The organism is Streptomyces sp. UH6 (assembly GCF_013421635.1).
Taxonomy (GTDB): domain Bacteria; phylum Actinomycetota; class Actinomycetes; order Streptomycetales; family Streptomycetaceae; genus Streptomyces; species Streptomyces abyssomicinicus.
In genome coordinates, this window is the sequence record NZ_JACADT010000408.1 from 1 (window position 1) to 4,843 (window position 4,843).

Genomic DNA, 4,843 nt, shown 5'->3' on the forward strand with positions numbered 1-4,843 from the left:
CGGTCGGCGGCCCGCAGTGCCTCCCCCGCCTCGGCCGGCCCGATGCCGGGACGGCCGGCCGCCCGTCCGATCGGTTGCCCGGTCTCCGGCATGAGCGCCCTCCCCTGTGTCCCCACCCTGTGTCCCACCGGCACGCGCGGCCCAGAGTAGCCACCGCCCTCCCCGTCCGTCCGCCCCGCTGCGAGCATGACGGGATGACGGGCGCGGGTGTGGGGCGGCTTCCGGCCGGGTGGACGATCGAGCGGGTGCGGGAGCTGTCCGGGGTCCCGGACGCCGTCGTGGTCGACGACGCCCGGGCGGTGACCCTGGTGGCATGGCCGCCGGACGGCGAGGACCGGCCGGTCACGCCCGAAGTCGTCATCCGACTGGGCGCCTTGGCCGTGGTGAGGGGGGCCGGTGGCGAGGACTGGTACACGGGCCACTTCGAGGACGACGGCAGCGTGTGCTGCTGGTCCGCCGGGACCCTGCACCAGATGCTGCGCGGGCTCTAGGACCCGGTGCGCAGCCGGAGCGAGCACAGCCGGTGCGCAGCCGGAGCGGTGCCGGAGCGAGCACAGCCGGTGCGCAGCCGGAGCGGTGCCGGAGCGAGCACAGCCGGTGCGCAGCCGGAGCGGTGCCGGAGCGAGCACAGCCGGTGCGCAGCCGGAGCGGTGCCGGTTCCGGGGACTCCGCGCGGCGGTTCAGGCGTCCGCCCGCTGGTAGACGAGGGCGTTGACGCCCTTGGGGCTGGTGGTGACGGAGGTGAGCCGGAAGGTGGTGAGGCCCCCGTCGGCGGGGAAGACGGACTTGCCGCCGCCGAGGACCACCGGCATCTGCGTCAGCCGCAGTTCGTCGACCAGCCCGGCGCTCAGCAGGGCACGGGCGACCGAGGCACTGCCCATCACGACGATGTCGCGGCCCTCCTCCTCGCGCAGCGCGCGGATCCGCGCGGGGAACTCCGCGCCGGGCAGGCGGACGGTGTTGTGCCAGGTCAGGTCGGCGTCGCCGAGGCTGTCGGTGACGACGAACTTGCGGATGGCGTTCATCCGGTCGGCGAACGGGTCACCCGCCCGCTCCGGCCAGGCGCCGGCCATGACCTGCCAGGTGCGGCGGCCGAACAGGAGGGCGTCGGCGCCGTTGAGCGCCGCGTCGAAGGCGCCGCCGACCACTTCGTCGTCGAAGTGGGGGGCGGTCCAGCCGCCGTGGGCGAAGCCGCCGTCGGTGTCCTCCTCGGGACCGCCGGGCGCCTGGGTGACGCCGTCGAGGCTGATGAACTCGGTGATCACGACACGCATCTGGATTCGCTCCCCTGGACTTGGTTCTCCGCGTCGGTGCGACGGGCCGCACGGTACGGGACCGTACGGACAGGAGACCGGTGACGAGCCGGAAAGTCATCGGTTCGGCGCTGATCGGGTAGGGGCGGTGGTCCGGTTAGGCTCCGGGCATGACCAATGCTGAGAGTTCGAGGGACGCGGGTCCGGTGTTCGACGTCGAGATCGAGGCGCTGCGCGGCGGCTCCGCGGATCTGGGGCAGTACGCCGGGAAGACGGCGCTGCTGATCGTGAACGTGGCCTCCCGGTGCGGGCTGACGCCGCAGTACAACGGGCTGGAGAAGCTCCAGGAGCGGTACGCGGAGCGCGGGTTCAGCGTGCTGGGCGTGCCGTGCAACCAGTTCATGGGGCAGGAGCCCGGGTCGGCCGAGGAGATCGCGGAGTTCTGCTCGGCGACGTACGGCGTGACCTTCCCGATGACCGAGAAGGTGGAGGTGAACGGCGAGGGCCGGCACCCGCTCTACCGGCGGCTGACGGGCTTCGCCGACGCCGAGGGCCACGCCGGGGACATCCGGTGGAACTTCGAGAAGTTCCTGGTGGACCGGGACGGACACGTGGTGGCCCGGTTCGCGCCGCAGGCGGAGCCGGAGTCGGACGAGGTCGTGGCCGCGATCGAGAAGGTGCTCGGCAGCTGAGCCGCGGGGCCGCGGATCCGCCGGGGTCCGGTGACAGCCGGTGAGACCGGTGAGAAGCGACGGGCCGCGAGGGCCTGGTTGACCTTGCCCTTGGGGCAGGCCGCAGTCTCCACGTCACCGGGCCGGAGGTCCGGTGACGGAGGAGGCCATGAGCATGAGCGACGAGCTGATCGGCATCGGCGCGTTCGCCGCGAGGGTGCGACTGTCCGCGAAGGCGTTGCGGCTGTACGGCCGGCTGGGTCTGCTGCCCCCGGCGTACGTCGACCCGGCGACCGGGTACCGCTACTACCGGCGCGAGCAGGTGGAGCGGGCCCGGACCATCGTGCACCTGCGGCATCTCGACATGCCGCTGGCGGAGGTCGCGGAGGTGGTGGCGCTGATGGGTCACGACGGCCCGGCAGCCGCCGAGCGGGTGGCCGCCTACTGGGCGGACGTCGAGGCGCGGCTCGCCGGGCAGCGGGCGCTCGTGGACTTCCTCCGTGCGCGACTTGACGGAAGGGGTTCCCTGATGAGCGAGCGGTACTCGACGGAGACGGTGGACGTGCCCGGATGCACGGTGCTCACCCTGCAGCGGCACGTCCTGGTCGGCGAGCTGCCGGCCTGGATCGGGGCCACGCTGGACCGGCTGACCGCGGTGGCGGCGGAGGAGTGCGGCGGTGTCGCCGCGGCGCCGTTCGTGGCCTACCACTCGGAGGTGTCGCAGGAGAGCGACGGCCCCGCCGAGGTGTGCGTGCCGGTGCGGGACGCCGACGCGGCGCGGGAGTGGGCGGCGCGGCAGAACAGGGCCGTGACCGTCCGGGAGGAGCCCGCGCGGCGGCTGGCCTTCACCCGCATCACCAAGGCGGAGGTGAGCCAGCCAATGATCCTCAACGCCTTCGAGGCGGTGGAGCGGTGGGTGGCCGGCCAGGGGCTGCGGATCGCGGCGCCGTGCCGTGAGGTGTACTTCGCCGACTGGTCGTCGGCGGGGCCCACGGATCCGGTCTGCGACGTGGCCTATCCGGTCGAGGTCCCCGACGAGGTCCCGGCCCAGGTCGCCGACGAGGTCCCGGCCCAGGTCGCCGACGAGGTCCCGGCCTAGGCCCCCGGCGGTGCCCCTGCCCGCCCGGGCCGGGGCACCGTGCCGGGACCTCGGCCGGCGGGGGTCGGCGGGGGTCAGGGGCTCTCCGGTTCGGGGCAGGGCGTGCCGCGCGGTATCCGGTAGTGGGCCGCGAGGCGGTAGGTGCCGGCGGCGGGGGCGTCCAGGACGGTCCAGGCGACGCCCCAGGCGTCCTCCTCGCCCTCGGTCACGCAGCCGTGCACGTTCGGCCCGGCCGGCTCCGGCGGCGGGACGGCCTCCCCGTCGGCGTCGAAGAGGCCCAGCCACGGCGAGTGGGCCACCCGCACGGTGTACCGGCCGGGGCGCGGCACGTGGAGGACGATTCCCTCCTCGTCGGCCCGGACGACCCGCGCCGGCGGGTCGGCCAGCGGGGTGGGGTCGGTGACGGCGTACATCCGCCAGTTGTCGTCGGCCCACACCTCCTTCAGGTAGGGCAGGCCGCCCTCGATCAGTTCGCGTTCCCGGCGGCCTCCCTCGCCGTCGGGTGAGCCGTGGAGCGGCAGGACGACGTGGTGGACGGCCCAGCGGCGCAGCCACTCGCGGTAGCTGCCGGCGTCGAGCGAGCCGTCGTAGAAGAGCGGGTTGCGTTCCCGGTCCGCCTGGCGGTTCCAGCCGCGGGCCAGGTTGACGTACGGGACCAGCGCGGAGGACTCCGCGTGCGAGCTGGCGGGGACCACCTCCACACGGCCCCGGCCGGTGTCGGGTTCCTTCAGCCGGTCGACCAGCGGGGCGAGGTTGCGGGCCCAGATCGCGTCGGGCTTCATGCTCACCACGTCGTTGACGGTGCTGACCCCGACCCAGCCGGCGAAAACGGTGAACGAGAGCAGCGCCGCGTACCAGCGCCGTGAGCGCGGCTCGGTGAACGGCAGCACGGCCAGCAGGGCGGCCCCGCCGAACAGCATGGGCAGGCGGGTGATGTTGGAGCCGATCTGCGAGCTGACCGCCCACACCAGCAGCACCGCGACGGCGTAGACGACGCAGGTGACCCGCACGGTGCGCCACCCGGACGGTGCCACCGCCCACACCAGGAGCGCCACGGTCAGCGGCCCGAGCGTGGTGGTGACGCCCATCGGCTGGGTGCCGGAGAACGGGAACAGCCAGGCGGACACCGCCACCACCAGCGCCGGTCCGAGCCCCAGCGCCCATGCGCCGGGGCGGCGGTGCTGGAGGAAGAGCGCGACGGCCACCAGGCCGAGGAACAGCCCGGCCACCGGCGACGCCATGGTGGCGAGCGCGGCCAGCGGGGCGGCGCACCACGCCTTGACCCAGCGCCGCCGGTGCCACGGGCTCGGCATGCAGAAGACGGCCGCGATCGTGGCGAGTGCGAAGAGCACGCCCAGGCCGAAGGTGACCCGGCCGGAGACGGCGTTGCAGAACAGTCCGAACACCCCGGCGAGGGCGGCCGGCCACACGTGGCGGCGTCCCTGCGGGGGCCCCGGCGTGGCTCCCGGGGCGGGCCGCGCGGTGGGGCCGGTGCGGGCGTGACAGAGGATCAGGGTGAGCAGGCCGGCGGAGAGGGTGCCGGAGAGCATCATCGTGGTCCGCACCCCGAGGACGTGCATCAGGTAGGGCGAGACCACGCTGTAGGAGACCGGGTGCATGCCGCCGTACCAGGCCATGTTGTAGGCCGAGCCGGGGTTGCGGCCGACGAACTCGGCCAAGGCGTCCTGGGCGGCGAGGTCGCCACCACTGTTCGCGAACGCGAAGAACCAGAGGACGTGCAGGGCTCCGGCGAGGGCGGTGACGGCGGTCGCCGGGTGGCGCAGGACGCGGACGGCACGACCGGGGGTGACGGCGGGCGG

The 4,843-nt window shown here is 74.2% G+C and carries 5 protein-coding genes; 3 read left to right on the forward strand and 2 right to left on the reverse strand.

All coding sequences use genetic code 11. The features are described from left to right. The first annotated feature begins 194 nt into the window (after window positions 1-194). Window positions 195-491: a hypothetical protein gene (locus tag HW445_RS18695; protein WP_180222143.1), complete on the forward strand. Its 297-nt coding sequence runs from the start codon at window positions 195-197 to the stop codon at window positions 489-491. A 189-nt stretch (window positions 492-680) separates the two neighbouring features. On the opposite strand, the gene HW445_RS18700 is transcribed toward HW445_RS18695, so the two are convergent. Next, window positions 681-1,274: a dihydrofolate reductase family protein gene (locus HW445_RS18700; RefSeq protein WP_180222144.1), complete on the reverse strand. Its 594-nt coding sequence runs from the start codon at window positions 1,272-1,274 to the stop codon at window positions 681-683. A gap of 149 nt (window positions 1,275-1,423) precedes the next feature. Here HW445_RS18700 and HW445_RS18705 point away from each other — a divergent pair, with 149 nt between their 5' ends. Continuing rightward, the gene (locus HW445_RS18705) at window positions 1,424-1,945 is read left to right on the forward strand and encodes a glutathione peroxidase (RefSeq protein WP_180222145.1); all 522 of its coding nucleotides are present in this window, start codon (window positions 1,424-1,426) and stop codon (window positions 1,943-1,945) included. Between the two features lie 154 nt (window positions 1,946-2,099). Continuing rightward, complete coding sequence (locus HW445_RS18710) at window positions 2,100-3,023, forward strand: MerR family transcriptional regulator (protein ID WP_180222146.1); 924 nt, start codon at window positions 2,100-2,102, stop codon at window positions 3,021-3,023. Window positions 3,024-3,097: 74 nt separating this feature from the next. On the opposite strand, the gene HW445_RS18715 is transcribed toward HW445_RS18710, so the two are convergent. Then, a partial coding sequence (locus HW445_RS18715) for an MFS transporter (protein WP_374939668.1) occupies window positions 3,098-4,843 on the reverse strand: 1,746 nt, incomplete at its 5' end.

Excerpts from the sequence above, each read along its gene's own strand:
- HW445_RS18695 (WP_180222143.1), top strand. The coding sequence starts at position 195 with ATGACGGGCGCGGGTGTGGGGCGGCTTCCGGCCGGGTGGACGATCGAG.
- HW445_RS18700 (WP_180222144.1), bottom strand. The coding sequence starts at position 1,274 with ATGCGTGTCGTGATCACCGAGTTCATCAGCCTCGACGGCGTCACCCAG.
- HW445_RS18705 (WP_180222145.1), top strand. The coding sequence starts at position 1,424 with ATGACCAATGCTGAGAGTTCGAGGGACGCGGGTCCGGTGTTCGACGTC.
- HW445_RS18710 (WP_180222146.1), top strand. The coding sequence starts at position 2,100 with ATGAGCGACGAGCTGATCGGCATCGGCGCGTTCGCCGCGAGGGTGCGA.